Consider the following 26,134-nt stretch of genomic DNA (forward strand, 5'->3'; position numbering starts at 1 on the left):
CCGCCTCACCCGCATCTCCTACCGGGCGCGGGCGGCCTGCCGGCGGGTGCCGAACCGCCTTGGAGGACCTCATGACCCGCACCACGCCCCCGCGCCCCGTCGACGTCGAGGCGGTCTTTCCCGAACTCGCCGCCCACCGGCGGACGGCGACCCGGCTGCACCCGCGCCCGGGTGTGCCGAAGGCGGAGGAGAGTTCGGTGGCCGGGCCCCTGCTGTGGCCCGCGGACGAACCCTGGCCGGTCTGTACCGCCGTCCATCCCAAGGACATCGGTCACCGCCTTGCCGACGTCCGGGAACGGCGGCGCATCCTGGCCGGGGCGAGGGGTCGTGACGTCACCGAGGAGGAGCGGCGCGTGCTCGACGGCATGACGCGCGGACCGCACGCCCCCCGAGTGGGCGAGTCCGACCCGCTGCCGCTGCTGGCCGTGGCCCAGCTGTGGACACGGGACGTGCCCGATCTCGCCGCGCCCGAGGGATGCGACCTGCTCCAGGTGTTCTGGTGCCCCTTCGAGGTGCACGGCCCGGACCGCACCATCGACGTGATCCTGCGCTGGCGCCGGTCCGCCGACGTCGGCGCCGTCCTCGCCGACCAGCCCGAACCACCCGTCGCCGGCCGTGAGGAGTGCGTGCCGACCTCCTGCGTCCTCCACCCCGAGCAGGTCGTGGAGCACGAGTACCTCGGCCTGCTGGACGAGGACCTCCGGGAGCGGATCGCGGACTGGGAGGAGGGTCTCCTCGACGACGACGACGACGATGACGAGGACGGGGACGGGGACGACGACGGGTGCGACGCCGGGGGCGGTCCGGCCCCGGCGAGCTACGCCACCTACGAGGAGTACGCAGCGGCGATGGCCGCCGCCCGCGCCGCGGAGCCCGACGAGGTCGACTACATGAGCGACCTCTCCATCGCCCCCGGCTGGAAGGCCGGCGGCTTCGCGTCCTGGCACCTCACCGACCCGGCGCCCGTCGACTGCCCCCGCTGCGGCGCCCCGATGCCGCCGCTGCTGACCGTGGCGACGGTGGAGTGCGACGGCGCGTCCCGCAGCTGGCTGCCGGTCGAGGACCGGGAGGACGACCGGGCGGCGATCGACCCCGTCGGGGTCTACCTCGGGCGCGGCCTGATGCGCGTCCACACCTGCCCGGCCGACCCGGACGTGCCGCACCGCCTCAGCTTCCAGTGACGGCGTCCCCCGTGCCGGGGGCGCGACCGGGCGCCCGGTGGATGCTCCCCGGCGCCCGGGCGGCGGCGATCCGGGCGAGACCCGCCGGGTACGGCAGCGCACGGGCCAGCCGTTCCACCTCGTCCAGCGCGCGGCGACCCGCGCTCCCGCCCAGGGACGCCGCGTGCACCACGCCCGCTTCCACCTCGGCGAGCCGTTCCCCGGTGCCGCGGGCGCGCTCGATCTCGGCGGCGGCGAGCACCCGCGCCCGGTCCGGCTCCCCTGCGAGGAGGCGGGCCCACGCGGTGAGGACCGGAGCCTCCCCGTCGGGCAGCAGCTTCCGTGCCGTCTCGGGACGGCCTGTGCGCAGGGCCAGTTCGGCCCGCGCGGTGCGCACCTCGAAACGGGCCTGCCGGTCCACGCCGGCCGAACGGTCCGCCCGGTCCAGCAGTGTGGCCGCCCGCCCGGGTTCGCCGGTCCGCATCAGCACCCGTGCCCGGGCGGCCAGCGCGTACGGCAGCGACCACGCCGCCTCGGCCCCCGTCCCCGCCGCCTCGGCCCCCGCCCCCGCGACGGCGGCCTCCGCGACCTCGCGGGCTGTCTGCGCATCGCCGAGCAGCAGGAGCAGTTCGGCGAGGTTGGCACGTTCGAAGGCGGCCGCCGTCGGGTCGCCGGACTCCTCGGCGAGCCCCAGCGCCCGGCGGCCGGTGGCGACGGCCTCGTGGAGCCGCCCCTCCCGGCGCGCGTTCTCCCGCAGGACGGAGAGCACCGAGCCGAGGAGCGCGGAGTCGCCGTACGCCTCCGCGGGCGCCAGGGCCCGGGCGGCGGCCTCACGGGCCTCGCGGAAGCGGCCCGCCAGCGCGAGGCTGGTGGCCTGCCCCGCGTGGCTGCGGGCCAGCAGACCCTGACCGGCGACCCCGGGCACGCGCAGCGCCGCGGAGAGGGCTTCGCGTGACGCCGCGTACCCGTCGAGGTACCGGCCCTCCACCCCGAGGGCGACTCCCAGGGCGATGAAGTGGGAGGCGGTCGGTTCCGGTCCGGTGTCCGCCGCGGGCGGATGGGCCCGCAGCACGGAGCGGGCCGCCGCCGGGCTCTCCGCCTTCACCAGGGTCTCCGCCAGCCGGGCCGCGGCGAGGACGGTCTCGTCACGGTCGCCGCGCCGCTCGAACTCGGCAAGCGCCCGCCGCAGGACGCCGGCGGCCTCGCCGAAGTGGCCCATGCGGCGCAGCACCTGGGCGTGCGCGAGCCGGGCCCGCGCGGCGTCCACGTCGAGGCGGGCCACCAGGTCGCGGTAGTAGCGGTCGGCGGCGTCGTTCGCGTACACGGCCGCCGCCCGCTCGGCCGCCCGCCGCAGGTACGCGGCGGCACGCGGGTCGTCGGCCCGCGCGAAGTGCGAGGCGAGCGTGTCGACTGCGTCGGGCCTGCGGCGGAGCACGGCCTGGGCGAACGCCGCGTGCAGCTGCCGGCGCCGCACCGCGGTCAGCCGCTCGTAGCAGGTGAGGCGGACCAGCGGGTGCCGGAAGGCCAGCCCCGGCTCGGTCCGCCCGGCCACCACGACGCTCCGTTCCTCGACGAGGGCGGCTCGGATGGCCTCCTCCAGCGCGTCCGCCGCGGCGTCGCCGTCGACAGGGGGCCGCAGTCCGTGCGCGGTGATGTCGAGGAGCTCCGAGAGCGCCGTCTCGCCGCCCGCCACCGCGAGCGCCTCGACCACTCGCCGGGTGTCGCCGCTCAGCCGTCCGAGCCGGTCGCCCACCAACTGCCGCACGCCGTCCGGAGCCTCCTCGCCGACGGGGCCGCGGGCCAGTTCGCGGGCGAACAGCGGGTTTCCGAGCGAGAGTTCGAAAACCCGGTCCCAGCGCTCCGGCGGTGCGCCTGCGTCCCGTGCCACCGCCAGACACGCGGCCCGGCCGAGCCGTTCCACGACTTCGCGCACGCAGAGCCGGGCCCTGCGCAGCGCCGTCAGCGCCGACCGGCGCGCGTCGCCCTCCGGAACCTCCTCCTCCCGGTACGTGACCAGGAATCGCAGCGCTGTGCCGTCGTCGGCGGCCCGCCGGGCCAGGTGGCTCAGGAGCTGCCAGGAACCCTCGTCCGCCGCGTGCAGATCGTCGAGGACGACCAGGACCGGCCGGGCCGCCGCGAGTGCGCCGAGCAGTCCGGACGCGGCCCGGAACAGGCGGTCCCGCTCCTCCTCCGGGCTGCGCTCGCCGTCACCCCCGACGCCTCCCAGCGCCGGCAGGAACGCGGCCAGTTCGGGGTACTCGGAGCCCACCCGGGCCCGCTCCCCGGCCCCCCACCCGGCGAGCCATCCGTCGAGGGCCTCCGCGAACGCACCGTAGGGCGTGTGCCCCTCGGCGTCGTGTCCACCGCCCCAGAGCACGGCGCTGCCTTCTCCGGCGGCGCGCCGGGCGGCCTCCCGGGCCAGGCTCGTCTTGCCGACCCCCGCCTCACCGGTGAGCAGGACGACCGGTGGCCCCCCGGCCGCCAGCAGCCGCCGGATAACGTTGTCACGTCCGTGCAGGGCTCCGTCCGCAGGGCCGCGCAGCGGGCCCGGCAGCGACGGCGGGGAGAGTACGGGCGCGGGGGAGTCCGTCAGCGCGAGCCGGTGCAGCCGTTCCGTCTCCGGACCGGGCCGTACGCCGAGTTCGGCGTCGAGGGCGTCGCGGCACGCGTGGTACTGGCGCACCGCGAGCCGCCGCAGCCCGCGGCGCAGATACGACTCCATCAGGATCCGGTGGGCCGCCTCGTCCGCCGGTCCGGCGGCCAGCAGCCGTTCCGCGGCGCCCGCCGCCTCGGCGGGGGAGCCCTGGGCCAGGTGGGCGGCGGCGAGCGCGAGCAGCACCTCCTGGCGCAGGGCGGTCAGCCGCTCCCGCCGGGTCCGGGCCCAGTCGGCGTAGCGGTCCTCGGGCAGCAGCTCGCCGGTGAAGAGCGCCAGCGCGGCCGACAGCGCCTCCGGTTCACGGGCGTCCAGCGCGCTGCGCGCCGCCGCCTCCGCCTCGTCGGTGTCGATCACCACCGTGGCCGGATCGAGGCGCAGCAGGGCGCCGTCCGATATCAGGTACGAGGAGGCCGCACGGGGCGCGAGTTCCGGTTCGAGGGCGCGTCGCGCGGCGTGCAGGGCGACGCGCAGACTGCCGGTCGCGGACTGCCGGTCCGCATGCGGCCAGCAGATGTCCATGGCCTGCTCGCGGTGGATGCGGTGTTCCGGCACCACGGCCAGGAGTTTCACCAGCGTCTGCGCGCTGGGCCTGGTCCAGCGCGCGGCGGGTGCGGGCCCGCCGTCGCGCGTCGCCGTGAACCCGCCGAAAAGGTGCAGACGCAGGCGTGGAGTGGCCGAATCCGTGCGGTTCCTCTGCCGTGGGTCCATGAGGGCGTCACTGTAACCGAGCGCGCCGCGGCCTCCCCGGGGCGGATGCCCGGGGAGGCCGCGGCGGGCCGGGGCGTCAGCCGGTCACGACAGCTTGTACGCGGTGACCTGGTGGATGCCGTTGTCGGACAGGTAGTACCCGCCGCCGAACATGCCGACGGTGCGGTCCCTGCCGGAGTCGTCGCCGTTCAGCGACAGCACCTCGTCGACGCCGTCCCCGTCGAGGTCGCCCGCGAACCAGTTGCGGGCGCCCATCATGCTGCCGGCGGATCCGACCGACGGCGCCCAGCTGTCCTCGGAGTCGAGGATGCTCGGGTCCCAGAGGAACAGCCCGCCTTCGGCGCCGGCCACCAGCAGCGCCCGTCCGCCGGGCCCGGTCAGGAAGCCGCCCCCGTACGACTGGGGGCTGACGCCCTGGGCGGTGAACGCGCCGTCGGCCCCGAAGCGCCGGAACGACGCCGTGCCGCCCTGGTACAGCACCCCGTCCCGGGCGAAGTAGCTGTTGTGCGTCCACAGGCCGCCGCTGGTCCAGGACTTCAGCACCTCGCCGGAGCGGCCGTCGCGGATCTCGAAGAGGTTCTGCGGACCGGTGAGCTGCCGGTTGAAGTCGTAGGGCGCCTCGACCGCCCACGTGTACACGACGGCGTGGCCGTCGGCGTACGGGATGTCGCCCGAGGCGAACACGCCCTCGTTGGGGACGACCGTGCGGATGCCGTCCACGGCGTCCGCGGGCGCCTTCGGCACGGCGGACCACCGGGCCTTGCCGGTACGGGCGTTCAGCGCGACCGCGCCGGTCGCGGGGGTCGCCACGTCGAACGCGTTCAGGCCCGCGTAGGAGGCGTACACCCGGCCGCCGTTCACCGACGGGTCGGCGAACCGCACCTCGCCGGCGCTCTTCGGCGCGCTGTACGTCCACAGGGCGCCGCCGTCGCCGCGGTAGGCCCGCAGCGCGTCGGTCGGGACGAGGATGTCCTGCGCCCCGTCGCCGTCGAGGTCGGCGAGCCGGGCCGTGCGGACGAACTGGCCGCCGCCGTCGATGGTCGCGAGGGTCCGGCCGGTCCTGCCGTCGAGCACGACGGTCGCGGTGTCGGCGGCGACGACGATCTCCGTCCTCCCGTCGCCGTCCACGTCGCCGGTCCTGATGTCGTGCACCGATCCGGGGACGGTGGCCCGCCACAGCTTCTCGGGCTTGCCGCCGCCGGTCAGCGACGGGCCCGAGTACGCCCACACGCCGTTCGACGAACCGCCCATGACCAGGTCGTCCCTGCCGTCCCGGTTCAGGTCCGCGCTCTGCGCGTACGCGATGTCGGCCTGCAGCGGGGTGACCGTTCCGGCCCTGCCGTTGCCCACCTTCCAGGTGCGGACGTTCTGCGACTGGTCGATCACGCGGACCTGCGCGCCCCGGGCGTCGGTGTACAGGTCCTGGTACATGGGTGCGGCGGTGACGCCCTTCTGCCGCCAGCGGACGGCGCCCTTGCCGGAGAACACGGTCAGCGAGGCGTAGCGCTGCCCGCCGCGGTTCTCCGGTTCGTCGATTGCGCGGTCGTCCTGCGCGGAGGCGACGAGCGAACCGTCCACGACGCCCAGGCCCCAGACGCTGGGCGCGTTGTGCCCGTTGGCGGGGTCACGCTTGATCGTGTCCGACCACAGGAGCCTGCCCGGGTCGGCGCCGTCGACGACGCGCACGGTGCTCGCGTGCACGGAGAAGTAGGCGTCGAGCGAGGACTCCGCGACGGCGTACTCCTCGCCCGCCTTCGCACCGAGGTCGCCGACCGTGAGCGCCGTGGGCACCACGTTGTCGCGGCCGTCCAGGGTGGCGCGGTGACCGGTCCGCAGGTCGTAGGCGGCGATCTCGTAGCGCACCGCGTCCGTGCTGTCCGCCTGCTCCAGTGCGACGATCCGCTTCCGGCCGGCGTCCACCCGCAGCTTGCGGCTGTGGAGCAGGCTGTCGGTCTGCCAGAGGGCCGAGCCGTCGGCGGTGGAGAGCACCAGTGTGCGGCCGCGCGGGGCGATCCCGTCGCCCTTGGCGAGGTTCCACGAGACGGCTACCCGGCCCCTGCCGAGGTCCTGGATGTCGCCCCAGTTCGCGTACCGGGACTCCCCGGTGTCATGGGTCCATGCCGTCGCGGGGACCAGCTTCCCGCCGGAGGCGGTGAAGCGGATGCCCGTCAGCGTGGCCGTGGCGTCGGCCGGGACCTTCGCGTCGCCGCTCATCCGGGGCGCGTCGGCGATCAGCAGGGTGCCGTCGACGATCTTCACCAGCGAGGCGCGGTTGTACAGCTTCGACCAGACGGTGGCGCCGCTGCGGCCGTCGAGGACGGTCACGAAGGTGCCGGAGGACAGGTCCGATCCCGGCGAGGTGAAGGCGCGCGGGTACGGGGTCGCGCCGACCAGCGCCGAGAAGACCAGATCCGGGACGCCGTCGCCGGTCAGGTCACCGGCCGAGAAGCCCGAGTCGGACGTCGGCGAGAACGGCGAGACCGCGTTGTAGCCCATCAGGACCTGCGGCGGGTACGGTTCGGCCCGCCACGCCTGGAGCGGCTTCACCTGCCAGTCCGCGTAGTACGACGAGGCGGTGCGCGCCCAGACCTCGCTGCCGTCGGCCGCGTGGCGCTGCACGTTGCCCATGCTGTGGACGGTGAAGTACTCGCCCTTCCTCCCGGCCGGCACCGTGGCCCCCATGCCGCGCACGCCTTCCAGCGTGGCGGTGGCGGTCATGGTGACCTTCGCGGACGGGTCCGCGGAGGCGGGGGCAGGGGTGGCGGACGTCCCGGCGGCCGGACCGCCGGCCGACGGCTCCGGGGCGAAGCCGCCGTCCCCGGCCGTCCCGGAGGCGTCCCCGGCCTCCACGTACGGGTCGAGGGTCACGTTGGCGGCGAGCGTCCTCGCCTCCGCGCTGCTCAGCCTCATGACCGGTGCGTCGCCGGCCCCGTCGGCGGCCAGGGCCTGCGGCACGGTGGTCAGGCAGAGTCCGGCCGCGACCAGCCCGGAGGCGAGGCCGAGAGCCCGCCGGGTGCGGGGGGTTCGCATCACATGGCTCCTCATCACTTGGCTCCCTGCGTGAAGCGGACGGCGCTGCCGTCGGCGATCACGGGCTGGTCGTACGCGTACTGGAGTGCGTCGGCGCCGGACTGGTCGGCGATGCCGACGGTCGCGCCCGCACCCCTGTCGGCGACAGACTTGTACTGGAACGTCACGGCGCCGGTGGCCTCGTCGAAGACCACCGCGAAGGAGGACCGGCCCGGAGCGCCGTTCGCGTAGGCAGCGCCGTCCCAGACGACGGCGAAGGTGCGGCTGCCCCTCACGCCGGTGGTGGCGGTGCGCACCGAGGACTTCCGGTCGATCGTCAGGTCGTCCCACAGCGGCGCGAGGACGCCCTTCACCCCGTTCGGCCCGGCGGCGGGCAGGGCGGTGTTGGCATAGTCGCCGACCCGCGGGGAGAGGAAGCCGACCAGGCCGTTGGTGGTGACGGAGGCGGAGGAGTACGCGACGCCGTAGTGCTTCACCGGGAACGGCAGCGCGATCGTCGCCGCGTCCTCGTCACCGGAGAGGGCGACCTTCTTCGTGCCGGCGGTCCACTGGTACGCGGCGGGGGCGCAGGAGTTGCCCGCGGCGTCGGTGCGGTTCGGCAGCCGCACGTCCTCCGTCAGGTCGGCACCGCCGACCGAGGCGGTGCCGGTGTGGACGCCGTTGCACAGGACCGGGGCCGTGGGCTTCACGGTGAACCCGTAGGAGCCCTCGGCCACCGCGGTGAAGACGTACCGGCCCTTGGCGTTGGTGGTGACGGCCGCGAGCGGTGTCCCGTCGAGCGCGACCGTGGCCCCGGCGAGCGCCTTGCCGGTGACGTCGCGGACGGTGCCGGAGACCCGGTGCGAGGCGACCGCGGTCAGCGCGATGTCCTGCGTGAACGCCTGGCTCTCGGCGAGCGTGACGTCCGCCGCGGTGCCGGTGGCGTAGCCGTAACCGCCGAAGGAGAAGGCGTACGCGCCGGGGGCCAGCGGCAGACGGTAGAAGCCGTCCGCGCCGGTGGTGACCGTGCGGGAGGTGCCGGAGTCGTCGGTGGCCGTGACGGTGATGTGGGGCAGGCCCGCCCCCGTCGCCCCGTCGGTGACCTTTCCGGAGACGGTGGCCGCCGTGTGCGGGGCCTTCTCCACCGAGGCGAGGACGTCGAGCTTGCCCTCGCCCCACACGTGGTTCCTGCCGGGCGTGCCACCGCAGCGGGTGTCGTCGACGTCGCGGGCGCCCTCGTCCAGCAGTGCCCGCGTCGCGTCGATGTTCCCGATCAGCGACGGGGCCGCCGACCACAGCAGGGCCACGGCACCCGCGACGTGCGGCGTCGCCATCGAGGTGCCGTTGATGGTGTTGTACGCCGAACCCGGCCACGCGGAGCGGACCTGGACACCCGGGGCCGAGATGTTCGGCTTCGCCGAACCGTCCACGGGGGAGGGGCCGAATCCGGAGAAGGAGGCGATCCTGCCGGCCGCGTCGTAGGCCCCCACCCCGTAGGACGGGGCCTGCGCACCCGGGGCGCGGGTCGTGGAACACGTCCTGCCGTCACCGTCGTTGCCCGCGGCGAAGGCCTCGAAGATGCCCGCCGCGTTCCATGCCTCGACGATGTCCTGGTAGAAGGTCGAGACACCGCCGCCCCAGGAGTTGTTGACGATGTGCGGGGCGAGATCGGGACGCGGGTTGCGCCCCTCGCGGTCGGTCGGCGCGAGGATCCACTGACCGGCCGCGAGCAGCGACGCGTCCGAGCACTGGTCCGACTCGCAGCCCTTGGCGGCGATCCACTTGGCCTTCGGCGCGACACCGATGCCGCCCGCCCCGGCCATCGTGCCCATGGTGTGGGTGCCGTGGCCGTTGTTGTCGCAGGGGGTGCCGTCCGCGCCGCACTGGCCGGTCGGGTCGTAGAAGTTGTAGTCGTGTGTGAAGGACCCGTCGCCCCTGCTGCCGCGGTAGTTCGCGACCAGGTCGGGGTGGTCGTACTGCACGCCCGAGTCGATATTGGCGACGACGATGCCCTCGCCCCGGTCCTCGTACTCCTTCCACACCTGGTCCGCGTGGATGTCGGCCACGCCCCACTCGGGGACGGCGCCGTCGTCGACGGCGCTTGCCGCGCTCGCCGGGCCCGCGGGCTTCGCGCGGGAGGCGGTGACCTGGGCTCCTGCGGTCTCGACCGGGTCGAGCGAGTAGTGCTGCTCCCTGACGACCGAAGCGACGTCCGGACGGGCGGCGAGCTCGTCCACCAGCCTCTGGTCACCGGTCACCCGCAGGGCGTTGGCGATCCAGAAGTCCTGGTGCCCGACCTTCTTCCGGTCGAGGAAGGACCTCAGCGGGGCCTGGGTGTCCGCCGCCTTCGCGCGCAGTTCGGTGAATGCGGCCTTCGCCCTGGCGGCGTGCGTCCGCTGCTTCCGGGCGCGGGACAGGTCGGCCTGGTCCTTCAGGACGACGAAGAAGGTGGCGGCTTCGCCCTCGGCGACCGCGCCGCGCAGCGACGGGTCGACCTTGGCTGCGACCAAGGCGGAGGGTGTGGCCTCGGCGGACGGTGTGGCTGCGGCGACGGCCGGCAGCGCGCCGGCGGCGAGCGCGGTCGCGGTCAGGGCGGCCGCCGCCCATGCGGCGTGTCTGCGCCGTGGCGGTCGGGGCAGGTGCATCGGGGCTCCTCCGGAAACGGTTGGGGGAGCCCGCACGCTAAGAAGCGGCCGTTACTGAGGCATTACCGGTGGCGCGGCGGGCGGCCGGCGGACCGGCCTCCAGCCCGCGGGTCCGCTCCGGCCGGGGCGCCTCCGGCCGGAGCGGGCCGCGGCGGTCAGCCGGGCAGCGTCCAGCGCTGGTTGGCCCCGCCCGTGCAGTCCCAGATCTGGAGCCGGGTGCCGTCGGCGGAGGTGTTGCCGGTGACGTCGAGGCAGCGCCCCGAGGCGGGGTTGCGCAGCGCGCCGGTGGAGGTGTCGTGGCGCCACTGCTGCGCCGCGGTGTCGTTGCAGTCCCAGAGCTGGACGGCCGTGCCGTTGGCCGTGGCACCGCCGGCGACGTCGAGGCAGCGCCCCGCGTGGGGGTTGCGCACCGTGCCGTCGCCCGCCACGGACCAGGTCTGGGCCACACCCGGTGCGCAGCCGTAGAGCTGTACGACGGTGCCGTTGGCCGTACCCGAGGCGCGGGCGTCCACGCACTTGCCGGCCAGGCCCGTGACGGGGCCGGTGGAGCCGGCCGCGGAAGGTGCGAACTCGCCCTGGTTCAGCACCCGGGGGTGGAAGTAGGCGGCCTGGATCTCGGCGTTGGTGTTGTTGCCGCGCAGATGCTCGGACCACATCATGAACCACGCCCACCGGGGCTGCGATTCCAGCAGGGAGGCGGTCGGCATCTTGCCCGTCTCGGCCAGGGCCATGGGCTTGGTGCCGGCGATGCTCCGCAGTTGGTCGTAGTCGGCGGAACTGGGGTGGTTCTTGTACCAGACGTCGAGTGAGACGACATCCGCGTACTGGTCGCCCGGATAATACTGCGACCAGCCGCCTGCCGGATTGTCCTGCACGTTCCAGACCCAGATCAGATTGTCCAGGCCCCGGGTGCCGGCGAGATGGTCACGGGTGATCTGGAACAGCCGCGCACTGCCTTGGGGGCCGGGGCGGTTTCCCCACCAGTTCCACGATTCGTTCATTTCGTGGAGCGGTCGGAAGAGGACGGGTATTCCCGCGTCCTTCAATTGCCGCAGATAGGGGACGGCCTCGTCGAGACGCTGCTTCCACGCGGTGTTCAGCGCCGTTCCCCCGGTGACGGTCTGAGTGAACTGCGCGTCCGTGATCCGGGACTTCACCCCGCCCTCGAAGGCGCAGCCGCTGCCGCCGGTCGGCGGACAGACGTGCCAGGTGAGGCTGACCAGGGAGCCGTTGGCCCATTCCGTCTTCGCCTGGTCCACGACCCGCTGCCGGTTCGCCACGTCGGCGGGCGTGAACATCAGGTCGCCGCCCCACAGGCCCGGGTACTGGCCGGTGACGTCCTTGACCTGCTGGGTGTACTGGCCCGGCGCGGAGGCCGGTTCCTTGTTGTGCTGGCCCGAGATGATGTGATTCCCGGAAAGGGAGCGCAAATGGCTGAGGACGTTCTCCTTGGGGGTGGGTGGGAATGCCTGCGCGTGGTCACTCGCCGGCCAGGCGAGTAACGCCGCCGCCAGTGCGGTGGCGGCTGACGCGGAGAACAGGATGTGCCGGATTCGGCGCATGGTGAATTCCGTCTTCCGTGATCCGCTGGGAGGGGGAAGGGGATGTCTTCTTCCGGTGTTCGTTCTTCCGGTGTCGAAGATGGGCCGCCCGTGCTGTTCCCGTCAACGGTCGCGTTGGTTTGGCAACGGCCCGGGCATATTATTTGCCAAACCTATTCCTAAACTCTGCCGGAATTCCCGGTGTTTGGGCCGCATGTGCGGTTCGGGTGCGGGGTTTCCGGGCGGAGGGCCGGGTGCCGGGCGGCTCAGGAGCCGGCGCGCGCCAGCATGCCGCGCGCCCGCTCCAGGACCGGGCGGTCGATCATGTGCCCGTCCACCGTGGTGACCGAGTCCCCGGCGCCCACGACCGAGCGGGCCCAGCGGAGTTCGGTCTCGGTGGGGACGAAGGCGTCGGAGGCCGGGCCCACCTGGAAGGGGTGGATGCAGAGCTTCGCGGCGAAGCCCGTGCGGCGGGCGTGGTCGGTGTCGCGGGTCAGGGCGGCGAGGTCGCGCACGGCGGTGGTGACGCCGTCGACCGGCGGCGCGATGCCCGCGGCGGCGGACGCCGTGACCAGCCGGGACCGGGCGTACGCCAGGGCCGTGAGGTCGTCGTGCGCGACGCCGAGCTGAGCGGCCAGGTCCACGTTGCCGAGCGCGGCCCGGACCACACCGTGCACCGAGCACACGTCGAAGGCCCGCTCGACGCCGAGTGCAGTCTCCACCAGCACGATCAGCGGCACCCGGCCGGCCACCGCGGCGACGACGGCCGGATCCTCCGCCTTCGGCAGCATCACCGGGCAGCCCCGGCCGGCGGCCATCGCCAGATCCGCGTCGAACCAGGGCGTGCCCGGCGCGTTGACCCGGACGACGGTCCGGGCGCCGAGCCCCGGCCAGTCGGCGGCCGACCGCCTGGCGCGCTCCTTGTCGCCGGGGGCGACGGCGTCCTCCAGGTCGACGATGACCAGACCGGCCCCGGAGCCGGCGGCCTTGGCGAAGCGTTCCGGGCGGTCTCCGGGCACGAAGAGGAAGCTGCGGGCGGCCGCGAGGCGACGCTCGGCCTCGGGGAGGTCCCCGCTCATGCGAAGGCCGCCTCTCCCGTGGCGTGCCGGGCTTCGCGCCGGCTGCCGGTGCTAAGCCGGACGGTGCCGCCGTCGGGGATGCCCTCGGCGAGCAGGTGTTCGCCCGAGAACGCGGGGCGGTGCAGCCGGAAGGAGAGGGAACGGACCTGCCGTCCGGGGGAGTTGCGCCGGACGGTGTCCAGCATGAGCAGCGCGAGCAGCGGGCCGTGCACGACCGGCCCCGGGTAGCCCTCGGTGTCGCGGCAGTACGGGGCGTCGTAGTGGATGCGGTGCGCGTTGGCCGTCAGCGCGCTGAGCCGGAACAGCAGCACGGGGTCGGGGCGCAGGCCCAGCTGCCACGGGGCGTCGGAGACGGGGGCGGGGCCCTCGTCCACCTCCGCCGGATGCTTTCCGCCCCCGGCGCGTCCGGACCGGTAGACGATGTCCTGCTCCTCGACCATGCACAGGAGCCCGCCCTGGCGGAACTCCTGGCGTTCGGTGACGAAGAGCAGTTCCCCGCTGCGCCCCCTCTTGGCGGTCACGGCGGCGAGGCTGCTCACCCGCTCGGCCGGTTCGCCGAGCCGCAGCGGCTCGGCGATCTCGCACCGGCCTCCGGCGAACATCCGCTGCCGGTCGGGGATCGGCGGCAGGAAGCGCGCGTCGCGCAGATGCCCGTCGGGGCCGAGGGCGTGGCCGGGGGGCCAGTGGAGGAAGTGGAACCACTGCCAGAGCGGCGGGAGCGGGTCGCCGGGGCCGGCCGCGGGGGCGGGCAGGTCGAGGAGGGCGGAGAAGGCGGCGGCGGGCCCGGGGTCCAGCGGGTCGCGGGCGGTGACCGGCCCGGGGCGCCAGGTCTCGACGTGGGACGCGAGGGAGGGGGAGTGCGGGGACGGCATCGGTGATGACCTCGTGGTTCAGCTGAGGGGGACGGCCCTGGCGGGCTCCGGCGAGGCGCCGGACGCGGGGCCGGTCTCCAGGTGGGAGGCGCGGGAGGGCTCGCGGACGAGGAGGGTCGCGAGGAACGTCAGTCCGGCGCAGCCGGTCACGTACCAGAAGAAGAGGTTCTCGTGCCCGGCGTCCTTCAGCCCCAGCGCGATGGGTTCGGTGAGCCCGCCGAACGTGGCCGTCACCAGGGCGTGGGGCAGGCCGACGCCCAGCGCGCGCACCTTGGTGGGGAACATCTCCGCCTTGATGATGGCGGCGAGCGCCGAGTAGCCGGTGACGAAGGTCAGGGCGAACGTCATGAGGAGGAAGGCGGCCCAGGGGCTGTCGGTCCGGCCGAGCAGCGACATCAGCGGCACGGTGATGATCATGCAGCCGCCGGAGAAGGCGAACATGACCGGGCGCCGGCCGATCCGGTCGGAGAGCGCACCGACGGCGGGCTGCATGCACATGTAGACGAAGAGCGCGGCGAAGCCGATGAGCGTCACCGTGTCCTTGGGTATCCCCGCGGTGTTCACCAGGTACTTCTGGAGGTACGTGGTGTACGTGTAGAAGGCCACCGTGCCGCCGATGGCGAGGCCGAAGACGGCCAGCAGCTGGCGCGGGTACTCGGCGAACAGCGCGATCAGGCCCTTGCGTTCGCGCGAGTCCGGCCCCTGCGCCGCCTTGCGGGCCTGCTCCTGCTCGAAGTGCTCGGACTCCTCCATGGTCCGGCGCAGGTACATCACGACCAGTCCCGCGACGGCGCCGACCACGAACGGGATGCGCCAGCCCCAGCCGTGCAGCTGGTCGTCGGTGAGAACGTTCTGCAGCACGATGGCCACCAGCAGGGCGGCCAACTGGCCCATCACGATGGAGACGTACTGGAAGCTGGAGTAGAAGCCCCGCTTGCCGGCCGGCGCGACCTCGGAGAGGTACGAGGCGCTGGAGCCGAACTCGCCTCCCACGGAGAGCCCCTGGGCGAGGCGGGCGAGGACCAGCAGCACCGGGGCCCAGAAGCCGATGGTGTCGTGGCCCGGCGCGACCGCGATGGTCAGCGAGCCGGCGCTCATCAGGGTGACGGACAGGGTCAGCGCCCGCCGCCGGCCGAACCGGTCGGCGTACGCGCCGAGCAGCCAGCCGCCGAGGGGGCGCATGAAGAAGCCGACGGCGAAGACGACCGCTGTGGACAGCAGTTGGGCGGTCTGGTTGCCCTCCGGGAAGAAGACGGAGGCGAAGTAGATGCTGAAGGTGGCGTAGGCGAACCAGTCGTACCACTCGACGAGGTTGCCGAGACAGCCGCGTACGACGTTGGCCGTGACGCGGCTGCGCTCCGGCGCGGGTGGTGGGGCGGCTGACGGTGTGCGGCTCTGCGACATGGAAGCTCCCGTTGCTCTTGTCGCCCGGGGACGGCGGTGCGGCTCGGGTGTCCAGCGGGCATGGGCTCCTGCTGGGCGGCGGCTCAGGTGCCACACATCATGAGCACTGATGGGTGGAGTTGAACAATAGAAACCCGTGATGGCCGCATGAAGGGGACGCATGGGACCCGCGCGGTCCCCGCGGCCGCCCGCCGGAAACGGAGCGCTTCCCTCCGAGGCGCGTGGGGCGCGCGTGAGGTGCGTGAGGCGCCTCGGGTGCGCGGGATGGGGCGGGTGCCTCTGGTGCCCCAGGTGCCTCGAGCCCCGGGTGCCCCGGGTGCCCCGGGTGCCTCAGGTGAGGAAGTCCCGCACGACGGCGCCGGCCTCCTGGCGGCACTCCTCGAAGTAGGCGTGCCGCGCCCCGGGGAACAGACGGCTCCGGGCGTCGGGGATGCGGGCGGTCAGCAGCGGAACGTTGTCCGGCGGGGTCAGCCGGTCCTCGTCGCCGTGGAGCACCAGCGTGGGCGCGGTGATCGAGGGCAGCGCGTCCCAGGCGTCGTGCCCGTTGCTGGCCAGCAGATGTCCGTGCCGGGCGTGCCGGGGCATGTCCGGGTCGCCCAGGGTGCGGTACGGGCCGGGGTGGCGGGCGAGCCACGCGGGCGTGTACATCAGTTCGGTCAGGGCGGTCCGCACGGCCACCGGGTCGGACCCGGCCAGTGCGCGCCGCACCCCGCCGTCCCGCTCGACCGCGTGCGGTCCGCCGGGCGAGGTGCAGCCGAGGACGAGGCGGCGCACCCGCCCCGGATGGAGGGCGGCGACCCACTGGGCCACGCGGCCGCCCATGGAGGTGCCGTACACGTCCGCCTCGTCCACCCCGAGCGCGTCCAGGACGGCGATCACGTCCTCGGCGAACCGGCGGGTGGACCAGCCCCCGTGCGGCGCGCCGCTCGCTCCGGTGCCGCGCTGGTCGAGGGTCAGGGTGCTGTGTGCGGCGTGGAAGTCCTCGCGCACGCCGTCCCACCAGCGGTGGTTGTTCGCCTGGCCGGCGAGCAGCACCAGCGTGCGGCCCGTGCCGCGCCGCTGGTACGCCAGGTCGACGCCGTCGTCGGTGCGGGCGAAGCCGTCGTGCCCGCCGTCCTGCGAGGGGGTGCCGTGGTCGCGGTGGTGGTGGGTCATGTCGTCCGCCGTCTCCTCGTTGGTCGTTGGTCGTCACCCGTTGCCCGTCGCCCTGGGTTCGCGATCGGTGTGTCCGGTTCCTCGCCCGGCTGCCGGTCGGGGGCTGTCGTGCGCCGCCGCGCGGTCCGGCCGTCAGGTGCCGGCGCCCCCGGCGTCGGTCGCGGCGTCGGTCGCGCCACCCTCCGCCGTGCCCTCGGTGGCCGTCCACCGGGCGGACGGCCACCGGCCGTCCCGCACGGCCGCCTCCATCGTGCGGACGAGAGCCCGCGCGACGGCCGCCACGGCAGGCGGCACACGCCCGTAGCGCGGCGTGCCGAGCACGATCGACCGCCACACCTCGGGCTCGTGCAGCGGCGCCGCGCTGAGCTCGCCCCGGGCCACGTCCTCCGCGATGCCGACACCCGGCAGGACCGTCCAGCCGTGCCCGGCGAGCACCAGGCGCTTCTGCACCCGCATGGCGTTGGTCTGCACGGCGACATGCATCGTGGCCCCCGCACGGGCCGCCGCGCCGTCGATCAGGGTCCGCAGCGAGTGCCCCGCGGCGGGCATCACCAGCGGATGCGCGGCCACGTCGGCGAAGGCGACCGGCGTCCCGGCGGAGAGGCCCGCCGACGCGGGGGCCACCGCCCACAGGCGCTCGCGCACCAGCGGCCGGGCGTTCAGCGACGGTGTGCTGTCCAGGTTGTACAGGAGCGAGAGATCGAGGTCGCCGTCGTCCAGCCACTGCTGGAGATGGCCCGAGTACCCCGTCATCAGACGCAGTTCCACGCCCGGGTGGGCGGCGCCGAGCGCCGCCACGAGCGGCTCGGCGAGGAGGTCGCTGGTGCTCTCCAGCAGACCGACGGTGACGATGCCCGTGACCTCGCCGGGGCTCGGCTGCACCTCGGCGCGGGCCCGCTCCAGTTCGTTCAGCGCCCGGCGGGCCCGGTCGATCATGATCTGGCCCGCCTCGGTGGGCCGCATGCCCTGCCGGGTGCGCTGGAACAGAGGGACGCCCAGCTCCTCCTCGAGCGTGCGGATCTGCCGGGTGACGGCGGGCTGCACCAGGTGCAGCAGCTCGGCGGCGCGCGTCACGCTGCCCACCTCCGCCACGGTGATCAGCGCCTTCAGCTGCTTGACGTCCACGAGGTGCCCCTTCCCGGCGGCGGTGCGCGAGGCATCCCCGGCGCGCATGGTCACATCAGGGATCGTTATTTCACTTCGCGTCGCATGAATGTCCATGATGGTACTCCCCGTTCGGGCAGCCGCCGTTCCCGCTCCACCCGGAGGTCACCCCATGGCCGGCACCACCCCACCGCAGCACGACGGAGCCCAGCCGTCCCCCGGCGCGACGCCGCCGCGGCGCGACGGAACCCTGCCGCTCGCCGGCATCACCGTCGTGAGCATCGAGCAGGCCGTCGCCGCTCCCTTCGCCACCCGCCAGCTCGCCGATCTCGGCGCGCGGGTGATCAAGGTGGAGCGTCCGGGCGGCGGGGACTTCGCCCGCCGCTACGACACCACCGTGCACGGAGAGTCCAGCTACTTCGTCTGGCTCAACCGCTCCAAGGAGTCCGTCACCCTCGATCTGAAGACCGGTGCCGGACGCGCCGTCCTTGACGAACTCCTCGCGGACGCCGACGTGTTCGTGCAGAACCTCGCCCCCGGCGCCGCCGAGCGGATGGGCCTCGGGCCGGCCGCGCTGGCCGGCCGCTTCCCCTCCCTCGTCCCCTGCACCGTCTCCGGCTACGGCACGAGCGGCCCGTGGGCCGACCGCAAGGCGTACGACCTGCTGGTGCAGTGCCAGACCGGACTCGTCTCGCTCACCGGCAGCGCCGCCCAGGCCGCACGGGTGGGGGTGTCGATCGCCGACATCGCCGCCGGCATGTACGCCTACAGCGGCATTCTCACCGCGCTGTTCACCCGGGCCGTGCACGGCACCGTGCACCCCGTCGAGGTCTCGCTCTTCGAGGCGCTCGCCGAGTGGATGAGCCAGCCCGCCCACTACACCGCCCACAGCGGCGCGCAGCCCCCGAGGGCCGGCACCCAGCACGCCACCATCGCCCCGTACGGCACCTACACCGCCGCCGACGGGACCGAGGTGCTGATCTCCGTGCAGAACGAGCGCGAATGGGCCTCCCTGTGCCGGGACTTCCTGGGTGCGCCCGGCCTGACCGGCGACCCGCGCTTCGCGACGGGTTCCGCCCGCGTCCGCCACCGCCGGGAGCTGAACGCGCTGATCGCCGAGCGGTTCGCCGCCTCGGACGGCGACGCCGCGATGAAGCTGCTCGACTCCATCGGCATCGCCAACGCCCCCGTCAACGACGTCGCGCAGTTCCTGGACCACCCGGTGCTGGCCGGCCGGGACCGCTGGCGTCCGGTGGGGATTCCCGGCGGGCACACGGTGAGCGCCCTGCTGCCGCCCGCCGACCTGGCGGGCTTCGTCCCGCGCATGGACGCCGTACCGGCCCTCGGCGAGCACACCGACGCGGTGCTCGCCGCGCTGGGCTACGACTCCGCGGCCGTGGACGCCCTCCGCGCCGGGGGTGTCGTCTGACCTTCCGCGCGTCCCTCCGATCCACCACCGCCATCACGGGCTGCCCCACCGCCCCCACCACCGCAGCAAGGAGAGCCGAGGCCATGAGCACCCTGGACATCCTGTCCGAGGACGAGCAGTTCGTCGTCACCACCGTGCGCGACTTCGTCGACAAGGACGTCAAGCCGGTCGCGCGGGAACTCGACCACGGCAACGTCTACCCCGAGGCCCTGATCGAGCGGATGAAGGCACTCGGCGTCTTCGGCCTCGCCGTCCCCGAGGAGTACGGCGGCACCCCCGTCTCCACCCCGTGCTACGTCCTGGTCACCGAGGAGCTGGCGCGCGGCTGGATGAGCCTGGCGGGCGCCATGGGCGGTCACACCGTCGTCGCCAAGCTGCTGCTGCACTACGGGACCGAGGAGCAGAAGCGCCGCTATCTGCCGCGGATGGCCACGGGTGAGATGCGTGCCACCATGGCGCTGACCGAGCCCGGCGGCGGCTCCGACCTCCAGGCCATGCGCACCGTCGCCCGCCGGATCGAGGGGGACGGGGGAGCGGCGGGGTACGCGGTCGACGGCACCAAGACGTGGATCACCAACTCCCGCCGCTCGGGTCTGATCGCGCTGCTCTGCAAGACGGACCCCGAGGCGGTCCCCGCGCACCGCGGTGTCTCCATCCTCCTCGTCGAGCACGGCCCCGGGCTCACCGTCTCCCGCGACCTGCCCAAGCTGGGCTACAAGGGTGTGGAGAGCTGCGAGCTCTCCTTCGAGGACTACCGCGCCCCCGCGGACGCGGTGCTCGGCGGTGTCGAGGGCAGGGGCTTCGCCCAGATGATGAAGGGCCTGGAGACCGGCCGCCTCCAGGTCGCGGCCCGCGCGCTCGGCGTCGGCCGCGCGGCGCTGGAGGACTCGCTCGCATACGCGCAGGAGCGGGAGTCGTTCGGCAAGCCGATCTGGAAGCACCAGTCGGTCGGCAACTACCTGGCCGACATGGCGACCTCCCTCACCGCCGCCCGCCAGCTCACCCTCTACGCGGCGCGCGAGGCCGAGGCGGGCCGGCGGGTGGACATGGAGGCGGGCATGGCGAAGCTGTTCGCCTCCGAGACGGCCATGCAGATCGCCCTCAACGCGGTGCGTATCCACGGGGGTTACGGCTACTCCACCGAGTTCGACGTGGAGCGCTACTTCCGGGACGCGCCGCTGATGATCGTGGGCGAGGGCACCAACGAGATCCAGCGGAACGTGATCGCGAGCCAGCTGGTCAAGCGGGGCGGCCTCGACGGCTGAGGGCTCTGCCGCGCCGGGCTCCGGCGGTCTGCCGTCTTGGGCTCCGGCGGTCCGGGCTCCGGCGCTCCTCGGTGCCGAGGGGCGGCTTTCGGCCGTTGTGCGGCCGAGTGGCGCGGGATGTGCCGTGGCCGGCCGGCACCCGGCCCTATTCTTCTACAGTCATGTAGAGGTGGCACGGACGCACGAAGGAGTGAACGCCACGATGGTGTTCAAGCGGCTGCTCGGAACGCTCGGTGTGGGCGGTCCCGAGGTGGACACGGTCCTCGACCCGGGCGCGGTGACGCCGGGCGGGAGCCTCACGGGAGAAGTGCATCTGAAGGGCGGGGACGCCGACTTCACGATCGAGCACATCACCCTGGAACTGGTCGCCCGCGTGGAGGCCGAACACGAGGACGGCGAGTCCGAGGGCACGGTCGGCTTCGGCCGCTTCACCGTCGGCGGCGGCTTCCGGCTCGCCGCCGGCGAACCGCGCCGGGTGCCCTTCGCCCTCGACCTGCCCTGGGAGACGCCCGTCACCGAGCTGTACGGCCAGGACCTCGGCATCGTCCTCGGGGTCCGCACCGAGCTGGGCGTCGCCGGCGCGAAGGACAGCGGCGACATCGACCGGGCCGCCGTCCGCCCGCTGCCCGTCCAGGAGGCGATCCTCGAAGCCTTCGGGCAGCTCGGCTTCGGCTTCGTCTCGGCCGACCTCGAACTCGGCCGCATCCGGGGCACGGGCCAGCAGCTCCCCTTCTACCAGGAGATCGAGATCGCTCCTTCGCCCCGCTGGGCGGACCTGGTGAACGAGATCGAGGTGACCTTCCTCGCCGGCCCCGCCGGTGTGGAGGTCGTCCTGGAGGCCGACAAGCGTGCCGGCTTCCACGGTGAGGGCCACGACGCCCTCACCCGCTTCACCGTGGCCCACCACGGCGGCCCCGCCGACTGGAACGCCGAGGTCGACTCCTGGGTGCGGCAGCTGGTGGAGGGGAACGCCGCACACGGGCACGGGCACGGTTCCCACGACGCGTACGGCCACGGCCCGCACGAGTCCCACGGCCACGGCCACGGCTCCGGTCCCGGCGTGGGCACCGCGGTCGCCGCGGGCGCGGCCGGCCTCGCCGTCGGCGTCGTCGGCGGCATGGTCGCGGCCGAGGTCGTCGACGAGGTGGGGGACTTCTTCGAGGGCGACGAGGAGGAGGACGAGGGCTGAGCCCCCGGGCGCCCGGCCCCGCACCCGCGTACGCGCAGGTGCGGGCCTCGTCTACGGGCCGGCGTCACGTGCCGGTGAGCTTGCCGAGGTCGGGGGCGTAGACGGTCATCCAGTGCGGGTTCAGCCGGTAGTAGACGACCTCGCGGTTCCAGTCGAAGGAGTCGTCGCCGTAGAAGTCCTTCAAGTAGGCGAGGAGCTCCTCCCAGTCGGCCGTGGTCGCGGCGTCCTCGGGGTTCAGCTCCTCCACCCTGCCGTGGGTGAACACGCCGAGGTCCTCACCGCGCATGTGCGCGACGCTGGCCGCCGGACGGGCCGCGAGATGACGGGCCTTGGCGGCGCTGCGCGCCGTGCCGAAGTGCCACCGGCCGTGCAGGAAGTGCCCGTCGGCGCCGCTGATCCGCGGTTCGCCCTTCGCGGTCACCGTGGAGAGGGCGAGCGTGCACATGCCGGTGAGGACCCCGGTGAGCTGCGCCGCCGTGATGGTGCGGTCCTCGACGATCGAGCGGAGGTGTGCGGTCGAGCCGGCGAGGGACGAGTCGAGCAGGGACTGGAGCTTGTCGAGTTCTTCAGGGGTTTCGCGCATACGCCCATCGTCGGCCGTATACCCGACACCCTCTGTCGTCATTGACGAAGCGGCGCCGAGGTTGCTCCGGTCGGGTTGCGCCCCGACCGCGCGAGGGCCGTCGTCGCTGCCGCCGAAGGCCGGCAGCGCCACCCCTGCACCTCTCGGCTGTACGGGTCGACGCCGTCCATGTCCGCGACTCGAAGGTGGCGGACGGCCCGCAGTTGACCCTCGCCCCCGCAGCCTGGGGCGACTTCCTCGGCTTCGCCGCGCGCTGAGCGCCGGGCGCCCGTCCCGGGGCCGGTGCGGCCCCGGGACGGGCGGGGCGGTCAGGGGGCCCAGGGGCTGTCCACCGACCAGGTGGTGTCCTCGCGGAAGCGGTCGTTCGTGTCGTACGCGTGCGTGCCGCCGGGGGTGGCGAGCCACAGCTCGGAGGCGTAATGGCGCAGGTACTGGTCCGGGAAGTTGTACGAGGCCAGGCGCACCCCGCCGGTGGCCGGGGCCGGGCACCAGGTGGCGTCGGCGCGGAACAGGGCGCCGTCGCCGGCCTCCTTGTGCACCCGGTACTCGCGGTGGCGCAGGTACTGCCCGGGATAGTTGCGCGACTCGAAGGAGTAGCACGCCCCGTCCGCGAGGCCCGGGACGATCTTCCAGGTGGCGTCGGCCTTGAGCAGCGCGCTGCTGGAGGCGTTCACGACCTCGGTGAAGCCGAGGGCGTCCTGGTGGCGCAGGTAGCGGTCGGTGAAGCCGGGGGTGGTGACCCGCAGGGAGCGGTTGACGCCGGTCGGCAGGGCCGTCGGGGCCGCCGGGTTGCGGGAGGCGTTGATCAGGGCCTGGTTGGCGGCCCGGACGCGTGCCTCGTCGACCTTGACGACCTGGCGGTCGTAGGTGAGCAGGCCGTTCACCTCGTTCTCCACGTCGGTGATCTCGGTGTAGACGGACGCGGAGAGGCCCAGCGGCACCTGGGTCTCGCGCATGGCGTCGATCAGGCCGATGTAGCGGTCGTTCAGATGGCCGAGGCTCTGCTGGTTCTCGTAGGAGAAGCCGCCGCCCGGGTACCACTCGTGCCCGGCGACGCGGAACCCGAGCCCGCCGAACTCGCCGAGGACCGCCGCCCGGGTGGCGGACGGCCGGGTGACACCGGGACCGACGTAGACGTGGTGGTCGACCACGTCACCGTTGCCGCCGTCCACCGACCCGCAGCAGTTGACGCCGCTCATGTTGTTGACGAGGCGCGAGGGGTCGTACGCCTTCACCTCGTTCGCGATCCGCGCCTGGTCGTACTGGCCCCAGCCCTCGTTCTGGTTGACCCACATCACCACGGACGGGGAGCTGCGGTGCTGGTCGATGATCCGGTCGTACTCGGCCTCCCACTGGACCCGGGCGGCCGCGTCGGGGGTGCGCAGGTCCATCGAGGGCATGTCCTGCCAGACCAGCAGGCCGAGCCGGTCGGCCCAGTAGAACCAGCGCTGCGGCTCGACCTTGATGTGCTTGCGGACCATGTTGAAGCCGAGGTCCTTGTGCTTCTGGAGGTCGTAGCGGAGGGCGTCGTCCGTCGGCGCGGTGTAGATGCCGTCGGGCCAGTAGCCCTGGTCGAGGGTGCCGTTGTGGAAGACGGGCCGGCCGTTGAGGAGCAACCGCTGCTTGCCGCCGACGCTGCCGACGGAGACCGAGCGCATGCCGGTGTAGCTGCCGACGGAGTCGGCGACGGTGCCGCCGGAGACCAGTTCGGTGCGGACGTCGTAGAGGAACGGGTCCTCCGGCGTCCACAGCCGGGGGCCGGGGACCGGCACGGTGAACGCCGAGCCGACCGGTCCGGTGGCGGTGCCGACGGCGGTGCCGCCGGAGGAGACGGTGACCCGGGCCTGGTGGCCGCCGGCCCCGGCGCCGTGCACCGTGACCTTCAGGGTGCTGTTCCCGAGGTCGGGCACCATGTCGAGGCGGGTGACGCGGGCCGCGGCGGTGGGCTCCAGCCACACGGTCTGCCAGATGCCGGACGCGGCGGTGTAGAAGATGCCGCCGCCGGGCTGCGGGGTGGTCTCGCGGATGCGCTGCTTGCCGACGGCCTGGCCGCCGGTCTCGCTCGGGTCGAAGACCGAGACGACGATCGTGTTCGTCCCGCCGTTGAGCAGGGGGGTGATGTCGTAGGTGAACGCGTCGTAGCCGCCGCTGTGGACCGCGCCCGCCTGCTGGTCGTTGACCCACACCGTCGTACGCCAGTCGCTGGCGCCGAAGTTGAGCTGGACCCGCTTGCCGCTCCAGCCGGCCGGCACGGTGAAGGTGCGCTTGTACCAGAGCTTGTCGTTCTGGGTGATCTTCCGCTGGATGCCGGAGAGCGCGGACTCGGCGGGGAAGGGGACGCGGATCTGCTCGCCGAACGTCGCGGGACGGCCGGCGTTCGCGCCGGTGACGGCGAAGTCCCAGATGCCGTTGAGGTTCAGCCAGTCCGCGCGGGTGAGCTGCGGGCGCGGGTACTCGTTCAGCGGCTTGTCGACGGGCACCTGGTTGGTCCAGGGGGTCGTCATCGGGGCGGGCTTGGGCGTCCACGCGGCCTCCGCCGCCTGGGAGGGGCCGCCCGCCAGCAGCATGCCCGCGCACAGCGCGGCCGCCGTGCCGAGCGCCGTGGTCAGGCGGCGCCACCGCGGGAGGCGGCGTCGGGGGTTCCGTGGGGGTAACGACGGACGCATCGGGGCTCCTTGGTCTGGTGTGTCGGACGTGCGGGACGTGCGGGACGTGTCGGAGGTGCGGGACGTGTCGGACGTGCGGGACGTGTCGGAGGTGCAGGGCGTGCCGGACGTGTCGGAGGTGCGGGGGACCGCCGGCCGGGGCGGGCGCGGCGGTCGGGATGCTTTACATCGTTGGAGAGAGCTTTTACATCGTTGGACGGCCGCTGTAAACCCGTCCCGCACGAACCCGCCGGGGCGGACGGGTCCGTGCGGGACGGGTCGTGCGGTGGCCGGGCCGGGTACGGCGGGCTCAGCGGCAGCGCGCCGTGAAGCCGTTCGCCGCGAGCCCCTGGCAGAAGGACGCCTTGGCCGCGCCGTAGCGGGACAGCCGTCCGTCGACGAACCAGGTGGTGTCCGGGGCGAAGTCGAAGCTGCCGTCGTCGATCCCGTCCCAGCCGTAGCGGAAGTCCAGGTCGATGTAGACCACCGAGCGGATCACCCCGCGCAGGTCGTGGGTGCCCGGCAGGTTGGGGATCGGGCCCTGGTAGTTCAGCAGCGAGAACAGCCGGCGCACCCACAGGTCGCCGCGCTCCTGCTCCATGCCGTGGGTGGCGCCCGCGTCGGCCGTGAAGTTCATCATGCCCGCCTCGGACAGCACGACCGGCTTCCCGTGGTCCTTGGCGAACTTCACCAGCTTCAGCACGTTGCCGTCGTGGTCGAAGTTCCGCCACACCGCTGCCGGGTTGCCGTGGGAGTCCGTGCCGATGTACGCGTTGCGGCACTGGCTCGCGGCGACGTCGTAGTTCTGCGGCGGGGTGCCGTTGTAGAGGTAGCCGCGTTCGTAGATCGGTAGGCACAGTTCGTGGGCGAAGACCGAGACGCCCATCCAGTCGACCGCCGCGTCACCCGGGTACATGGCCTCGAACTCGCCGCGCACCGGGTGGAAGACGTACTCCAGGTTGCGGGCCTGGGAGCGGCTGTCGAGGTAGGACGCCAGCCGGGTGAACGCCCCCTTGTAGGAGGAGCAGCTCGCGTCGGTGCAGTGGTAGTGGCTGCTGACCTCGTAGTCGAGGCGGAGTTTGAAGCGGGCGCCCGGGTGGGCGTCGGTGAAGGCGAGCAGCCGGTCGAGCTGCGCGGTGTGGCCGCCCGCCGCGATCTCGGCGGTCACGGCGCGGGAGCGGGCGGCCTTGGTGTTCTCGTCGCCGCCGGGGAAGCCGGGCGGGTTGTCCTTCCAGCTGACGCCGATCTGCACGGTCTTGTTCCGGGAGGCGAGCAGGGTGGCGTAGTCGCGGTGGCCGGGGCCGACCCAGTCGCCGGAGCGGAGTTCGTAGTAGACGGACCCGCCGTCCGCGTCCTGCCCGAAGCTGTGGAAGTCGTCCCAGGCGGCGCGGGTGGACTGGCCGAGCAGCAGTTCGGGGGCCGCGGCGGCGACGGCGGCGCCGGCGGGGGCGGCCGGGGCGGCGGCGGTGGTGCGGGTGTCCGCGGGGGATGCGGCGGTGCGGTCCTGGGCGCCGGGGGCGGCCGCCGCGGTGGACGGCAGGCCGGCCGCGGCGCCGGTGATCAGCAGGGCGGCGGCGACGGCGGTGGCGACTCGGCGCAGGCCGGTGCCCGGTTGGCGGAGTGTCGGCACGGTGGCTCCTTCCCGCGCCTGGCGGCGCGGACGGGGGGATCGGTGTGGGGGATGCGGGGA

The 26,134-nt window shown here is 73.7% G+C and carries 17 protein-coding genes; 5 read left to right on the forward strand and 12 right to left on the reverse strand.

The window, feature by feature from the left end:
- Positions 1–71 precede the first annotated feature (71 nt).
- Positions 72–1,181 (forward strand): hypothetical protein, encoded by a 1,110-nt coding sequence (locus IAG43_RS24565; RefSeq protein WP_187742858.1) that lies wholly within the window; start codon positions 72–74, stop codon positions 1,179–1,181.
- Here IAG43_RS24565 and IAG43_RS24570 read toward each other — a convergent pair.
- The 9 genes from IAG43_RS24570 to IAG43_RS24610 all read right to left on the reverse strand — a co-directional run bounded on the left by IAG43_RS24570 (position 1,168) and on the right by IAG43_RS24610 (position 17,402).
- The gene (locus IAG43_RS24570) at positions 1,168–4,524 is read right to left on the reverse strand and encodes an ATP-binding protein (protein ID WP_187742859.1); all 3,357 of its coding nucleotides are present in this window, start codon (positions 4,522–4,524) and stop codon (positions 1,168–1,170) included. The genes IAG43_RS24565 and IAG43_RS24570 overlap by 14 nt on opposite strands.
- An 84-nt stretch (positions 4,525–4,608) precedes the next feature.
- Complete coding sequence (locus IAG43_RS24575) at positions 4,609–7,554, reverse strand: FG-GAP-like repeat-containing protein (protein WP_187742860.1); 2,946 nt, start codon at positions 7,552–7,554, stop codon at positions 4,609–4,611.
- Between the two features lie 14 nt (positions 7,555–7,568).
- Positions 7,569–10,178 carry a S8 family serine peptidase gene (locus tag IAG43_RS24580; protein ID WP_187742861.1) on the reverse strand — a complete coding sequence of 870 codons (2,610 nt, stop codon included), beginning with the start codon at positions 10,176–10,178 and terminating at the stop codon, positions 7,569–7,571.
- Between the two features lie 155 nt (positions 10,179–10,333).
- The gene (locus IAG43_RS24585; protein ID WP_187742862.1) at positions 10,334–11,740 is read right to left on the reverse strand and encodes a glycosyl hydrolase; all 1,407 of its coding nucleotides are present in this window, start codon (positions 11,738–11,740) and stop codon (positions 10,334–10,336) included.
- Positions 11,741–11,985: 245 nt separating this feature from the next.
- Positions 11,986–12,798, reverse strand: a complete 813-nt coding sequence (locus tag IAG43_RS24590; RefSeq protein WP_187742863.1) for an HpcH/HpaI aldolase/citrate lyase family protein — start codon at positions 12,796–12,798, stop codon at positions 11,986–11,988.
- The gene (locus IAG43_RS24595; protein WP_187742864.1) at positions 12,795–13,670 is read right to left on the reverse strand and encodes an HTD2 family dehydratase; all 876 of its coding nucleotides are present in this window, start codon (positions 13,668–13,670) and stop codon (positions 12,795–12,797) included. Before IAG43_RS24595 ends, IAG43_RS24590 begins: the two co-directional genes overlap by 4 nt.
- An 18-nt stretch (positions 13,671–13,688) precedes the next feature.
- Complete coding sequence (locus IAG43_RS24600; RefSeq protein ID WP_187742865.1) at positions 13,689–15,074, reverse strand: MFS transporter; 1,386 nt, start codon at positions 15,072–15,074, stop codon at positions 13,689–13,691.
- 330 nt (positions 15,075–15,404) lie between these two features.
- A complete protein-coding gene (locus IAG43_RS24605; protein ID WP_187742866.1) occupies positions 15,405–16,229 on the reverse strand; it encodes an alpha/beta fold hydrolase in 825 nt (274 codons plus the stop codon).
- Positions 16,230–16,361: 132 nt separating this feature from the next.
- Positions 16,362–17,402, reverse strand: coding sequence for a LysR family transcriptional regulator (locus tag IAG43_RS24610; RefSeq protein ID WP_246574782.1), 1,041 nt, complete (start codon positions 17,400–17,402; stop codon positions 16,362–16,364).
- A gap of 103 nt (positions 17,403–17,505) precedes the next feature.
- Between IAG43_RS24610 and IAG43_RS24615 the strand changes: the two genes are divergently transcribed.
- From IAG43_RS24615 to IAG43_RS24625, 3 genes are all read left to right on the forward strand, one after another.
- Positions 17,506–18,762, forward strand: coding sequence for a CaiB/BaiF CoA transferase family protein (locus IAG43_RS24615; protein WP_187742867.1), 1,257 nt, complete (start codon positions 17,506–17,508; stop codon positions 18,760–18,762).
- A gap of 83 nt (positions 18,763–18,845) precedes the next feature.
- Positions 18,846–20,027: an acyl-CoA dehydrogenase family protein gene (locus tag IAG43_RS24620; protein ID WP_187742868.1), complete on the forward strand. Its 1,182-nt coding sequence runs from the start codon at positions 18,846–18,848 to the stop codon at positions 20,025–20,027.
- Between the two features lie 202 nt (positions 20,028–20,229).
- Positions 20,230–21,216, forward strand: coding sequence for a sporulation protein (locus IAG43_RS24625; RefSeq protein ID WP_187744619.1), 987 nt, complete (start codon positions 20,230–20,232; stop codon positions 21,214–21,216).
- 64 nt (positions 21,217–21,280) lie between these two features.
- On the opposite strand, the gene IAG43_RS24630 is transcribed toward IAG43_RS24625, so the two are convergent.
- On the reverse strand, positions 21,281–21,799 hold the full coding sequence (locus IAG43_RS24630; protein WP_187742869.1) for a pyridoxamine 5'-phosphate oxidase family protein: 519 nt from the start codon (positions 21,797–21,799) through the stop codon (positions 21,281–21,283).
- On the opposite strand from IAG43_RS24630, the gene IAG43_RS35140 reads away from it, so the two are divergent.
- A complete protein-coding gene (locus IAG43_RS35140; protein WP_343075687.1) occupies positions 21,727–22,056 on the forward strand; it encodes a DUF397 domain-containing protein in 330 nt (109 codons plus the stop codon). The two genes, IAG43_RS24630 and IAG43_RS35140, sit on opposite strands and share 73 nt — an antisense overlap.
- A gap of 51 nt (positions 22,057–22,107) precedes the next feature.
- Here the strand turns inward: IAG43_RS35140 and IAG43_RS24640 are convergent, their stop codons facing one another.
- Positions 22,108–24,465 (reverse strand): AbfB domain-containing protein, encoded by a 2,358-nt coding sequence (locus IAG43_RS24640; protein WP_187742870.1) that lies wholly within the window; start codon positions 24,463–24,465, stop codon positions 22,108–22,110.
- Positions 24,466–24,754: 289 nt separating this feature from the next.
- Positions 24,755–26,074: a glycoside hydrolase family 26 protein gene (locus IAG43_RS24645; RefSeq protein WP_281403979.1), complete on the reverse strand. Its 1,320-nt coding sequence runs from the start codon at positions 26,072–26,074 to the stop codon at positions 24,755–24,757.
- Positions 26,075–26,134: the final 60 nt, after the last annotated feature.

Origin of the sequence: Streptomyces genisteinicus (assembly GCF_014489615.1) — a bacterium.
Classification (GTDB): domain Bacteria; phylum Actinomycetota; class Actinomycetes; order Streptomycetales; family Streptomycetaceae; genus Streptomyces; species Streptomyces genisteinicus.